Here is a 4,008-nt window from a genome sequence, read left to right on the forward strand (position 1 = left end):
ACCTGAAAACCAAACAATTCAGCCGTCATAGCCGCTTCTTCTGCTACCGACAAGTCAGATGTACCAGCCGCAATTAGAGTAATGGTTCCGGGATATTTGGGTTTAATTTCCTCAGACGTAATGGCACAGATGCGGGAAGTCGGGTAGTACTGAACGTCGGGGACTTTTTCCTTGAGTTGGGCAAAGACATCGGGTTCAATCCTCGTCGCCATGACTACAGGATTATGAACTCGCATCACTTGCATAATCTGAACGATTTGGTCAGGTGTCTTTCCTAATCCCCAAATCACCTCTGGAAACCCCGTTCTCAAGCTGCGGTGATGGTCGATTTTGGCAAAATCACCGACTGGCTCAAAGGCAAGATTCTTCAGTTTATCGAGGGCAGCACTTGGACTGACGTTACCAGCAGCAACGTCTTCTAGTAAGGAATGTAGGGCTTCAGGTTGGGTCATTAATCCAAAAATTCTCTATGCGATCGCTTAAATTTGATGAGTGTTCCGACAACGCCTAGTTATGGAACAGCACAAACTCTTAATTATCCTGTATTAACTAGCTTACGAGGTCGATTAGGAGTTCAGCCAACCCAAAAAGCTCTGGCTTGCCCTAAAATACTCTGCCACCCCAGCGTCACCCAAAGCCTGTTGAACTTCTATCGTGCCAAATTCTTTGACATTGCCACTGAGAAACACCTTCACCTCGGTAGGATGCAAGCGTGCATCATCAAGGATGCTGTAGAGAATCAAATTATCTGTAGGCTCTTTTTCGATGAAATCTGTAGTCAAGCTAGCCTGAAGCATATTAGCAGTTAAGGGAATTATCTCAGCGTTGGCAGCAAGGCGATCGAGAGCTTGGAATAGACGTTCTTTGACATCGTTAAGCAGTCCCCGATTTTCAATTACTGACTGAGCTAAATGGGAAAGGAGAGATTGAGCATAAGGTGAAGTAACATCTCGCCGCAATTGGCTCAGTTGCAGATTCAGATCGTTCTCAAATCGGTTGCGGCGCTTCAGTTCATCTTCTAGCGCTGAGAGGGCTTCCATACAGCAAATACTAGGTATTGCAATCTGGACTGATGAGGGTGGTGTTGAGAGCAAGTTATAGGCTTGAGAGTCGCGTCCTGTAGCAATGCTCATCAAGAAGTTAGTTTCAATATACAGTCTCACCACTCAGCACTGTCCCAGAATAAGTAGTTCCATCTTCCAGCTGCTGCAACAAACCAATTGCGGATAACTGCTCCGATGCTGGGGGTTCTTTAGACTTCCAGTGATAGGCTAAATCTCGCAACCATGCTTCAACTAACCTCTCCAGGTAGTGATAAAAGATTCGGATTTTTCCGTACTTAGGTTCGTAATGACTCAGCACATCGGCAGTTTTAATCTGGCTAATCGGTTCAGACCAATTGGAAACGTCACATCTAAAAATCTGAATATCTTCAAGGTCAACCAACATAGCGAAGGGAATCTGTGCGTTCGTCGCTTGTAGATAGGATTTAACTTTCTCAATAAACCAATCTTTGTGTTGCCGATTCTTGAGGTGTCTCGCTTTAACCTCAACTAATAGAATAGTTTTCCCATTCCTGTCTTGGGCGATGATATCAAATGGAATATCACCGTTGAGTTTTTGGAGTTCCATAATCATTCCCCTTGTCCGCCCGTCTTCCCACTAGCCTAAACCAGCTTTCTTACATACAAGGGCAGCGTATCTCACAGCCTTACTGCTTCAGGGCTTAGTTGGCAGCAGAGGTGAAGGATTTCTCACCCCTCCAGGAGTAGTCGGTAGGACTGTCGAAGGATTGCTCGCTCCTCCAGGAGTAGTCGGCAGCAGAGGTGAAGGCGTTGGACGAACTGACTCTGGCATACAAGTTCCCGGTAGAGGTGATTGAGTTCTCACCTCAACGTCTTTATACCCTGCTGTATTCAGCAATTTTTCGACCACTAGTTCTGCTCGGTCGTTCGCTTGCGTCAGGATGCCCTCGTTACAAGCGGTTGCTACGATTTTTTTCAAGGTTTCTTGTTGAGCTAACGTTTGTAATTGCGGTCCGACATCCGGCCCTAAACCCAAGAATCCCCGGTCGTAGTCGTAGACTTGCGATCGATTGACGTCAATCTTGCTATCTAGGATACGCGGTGGTGGTAGCTGAAGCTGGATTGTATTGTTGACAACCTGCACGTCGTTAGGTTGTAAATCCTTTAAGTCAACTCCAGCCCTCACCTGTCCGTGGGCAATGTAGAGCAGAGTGGTTGCACCAAGGGTGTACCCACCCAACCGTCTCTCCTGACGAGTCGGAACGACAGATTCCATGGTAAAGATAGCCGTCGTTAGTTCGCTGGCTTCATGAACTTGACGAATAATAATGGAGCGGACATCAACCTGCGGTTTAGATGAGGTGTTGAACAAAGCATTGAGTTTTTCAAACAAGCGAGAGCCTTGTTGCAATGCGCCAATCCCCAACACTGCCGCTATCACCACAACGCCGCCTGCGGTCATTAGCGTCAAATTTCTGAACAGTCCAGAAGTTAAGCTGATGAGTTGAAGCTTCTGAAACCGATCGCGCATGTTGTTGCTCCTCTAGTACGGCTGTATTTGGATCGATAGGGGTTGAGAGTGGATACGGCTTTACCCACTGCGAATAACTCTACTAGGACTGGCGCACTTTTGACACAGTTTCTGATAATGCACTACGCCGTATGGTGCAAACAGCATCTTATCTTAATAGATTTCCTGCTTCAGGAGTTTGCTTTGGGGAACATTTGAGCGTGAGTCTGGTCTAAGCGAGCGATCGCATTAAAGGTTTTTGCTGACTAACGAGTGTTGCTCTTCATCATAAGTCTTCCTCAACCCAATGGGCGGATTGCTCCCATTAGCTATTACAACAGAATGCCGATAATTATGTCCGGACAGCGTCTTGAAGGTTTGGAACTATCTCTCTAGCTATCCCCTAAGTTAGAGCTGTCAAACACAGCGCAACTGACCTGGGAGAGATAAATCTTGGGGAGAGAATATGCTAAAAGTCTGTCTAAAAAATCAAATAATATCTGAGTTACGTCAATGAGTTCAAAGTTAGTTAAGCAAGCTAGACGGTTATTGCTCAGCACTCTCATCATGAGTGCTGGACTTTGGACATTACCCGTAAATGCCCAAGTCTCGGATGCTCAAGTGGGAGCCTTAGTAGAAGCCCTACGACAGGCAGCACCGCAAACGGGTACAGTAGATGACGGACTCTACAGTGAATGGCAAATTAAACCAGAAAACATTCCCCGTTGGTCTAAGCAATGTATTGGTAGGGAACTGACAACAACACAATTTGAGTCTAGCCCTGTAACTGCTCGTGCAATTTTAGTCTGCGTCATGCGCGACGTGCTGCGCGAACAGTACAGTGCCAGTGGCAATAACGAATTTGTTGCCGTGCAACGTGCTGCTTCCTGGTGGATGTCTGGCGATCCCAATCAATACAACAATGCTCCCACCAATTCTTACGTTCAGACGGTTTTGAGCTCCTATCAGCAGCAACGTAGTAATCCTCAAGCTCAGCAATCCACGACTCCCGCAAAACCAACCGCTACTCAGCCTCAACCCACTTCTGTACCTTCCAGTCAAACTACAGCATCCTCGTCTTCTTCTACTCAGATTTCCGATGCTCAAGTGGGAGCGTTGGTGGAAGCGCTACGAAAAGCGGCACCGCAAACGAGTACGGTGGATGATGGACTCTACAGTGAATGGCAAGTCAAAGCGGACAATATTCCTCGTTGGTCTCAACAATGTGCGGGAAAAGAACTGACGCCAGCGCAATTTGAGTCTATTCCCGTCACTGCCCGTGCAATCTTAGTCTGCGTAATGCGCGATGTGCTGCGCGAACAATACAGCGCAAGTGGGAACAAAGAGTCTGTAGCCGTGAAACGTGCAGCGTCTTGGTGGATGACGGGTGACGCTAATCAATATAACAGTGACGCGATCGCTTCCTACACCCAGAAGGTTTTAGACTTCTACCTTCAGTCCCGCCTGAAATTT

At 47.0% G+C, this 4,008-nt stretch carries 4 protein-coding genes and 1 pseudogene; 1 reads left to right on the top strand and 4 read right to left on the bottom strand.

What is annotated here, in order from left to right; translation table 11 throughout:
• From V6C93_RS22365 to V6C93_RS22380, 4 genes and pseudogenes are all read right to left on the bottom strand, one after another.
• Nucleotides 1-452 (bottom strand): annotated as a pseudogene (locus V6C93_RS22365) (1-(5-phosphoribosyl)-5-amino-4-imidazole-carboxylate carboxylase); the annotation flags it as partial.
• A gap of 114 nt (nucleotides 453-566) precedes the next feature.
• Nucleotides 567-1,133 carry a PIN domain-containing protein gene (locus tag V6C93_RS22370; protein WP_333478886.1) on the bottom strand — a complete coding sequence of 189 codons (567 nt, stop codon included), beginning with the start codon at nucleotides 1,131-1,133 and terminating at the stop codon, nucleotides 567-569.
• A 13-nt stretch (nucleotides 1,134-1,146) separates the two neighbouring features.
• Nucleotides 1,147-1,632: a hypothetical protein gene (locus tag V6C93_RS22375; RefSeq protein ID WP_333478887.1), complete on the bottom strand. Its 486-nt coding sequence runs from the start codon at nucleotides 1,630-1,632 to the stop codon at nucleotides 1,147-1,149.
• 87 nt (nucleotides 1,633-1,719) lie between these two features.
• Nucleotides 1,720-2,556, bottom strand: coding sequence for a DUF4230 domain-containing protein (locus tag V6C93_RS22380; protein ID WP_333478888.1), 837 nt, complete (start codon nucleotides 2,554-2,556; stop codon nucleotides 1,720-1,722).
• 492 nt (nucleotides 2,557-3,048) lie between these two features.
• Here V6C93_RS22380 and V6C93_RS22385 point away from each other — a divergent pair.
• On the top strand, nucleotides 3,049-4,008 hold a 960-nt coding region (locus tag V6C93_RS22385; protein ID WP_333478889.1), incomplete at its 3' end, for a hypothetical protein.

This window comes from Allocoleopsis sp. (assembly GCF_036703385.1).
GTDB lineage: Bacteria > Cyanobacteriota > Cyanobacteriia > Cyanobacteriales > Coleofasciculaceae > Allocoleopsis.

What these genes read in the sequence shown, in the direction of transcription:
- V6C93_RS22380 (WP_333478888.1), bottom strand. Translation starts at nt 2,556, where the DNA reads ATGCGCGATCGGTTTCAGAAGCTTCAACTCATCAGCTTAACTTCTGGA.
- V6C93_RS22375 (WP_333478887.1), bottom strand. Translation starts at nt 1,632, where the DNA reads ATGGAACTCCAAAAACTCAACGGTGATATTCCATTTGATATCATCGCC.
- V6C93_RS22370 (WP_333478886.1), bottom strand. Translation starts at nt 1,133, where the DNA reads ATGAGCATTGCTACAGGACGCGACTCTCAAGCCTATAACTTGCTCTCA.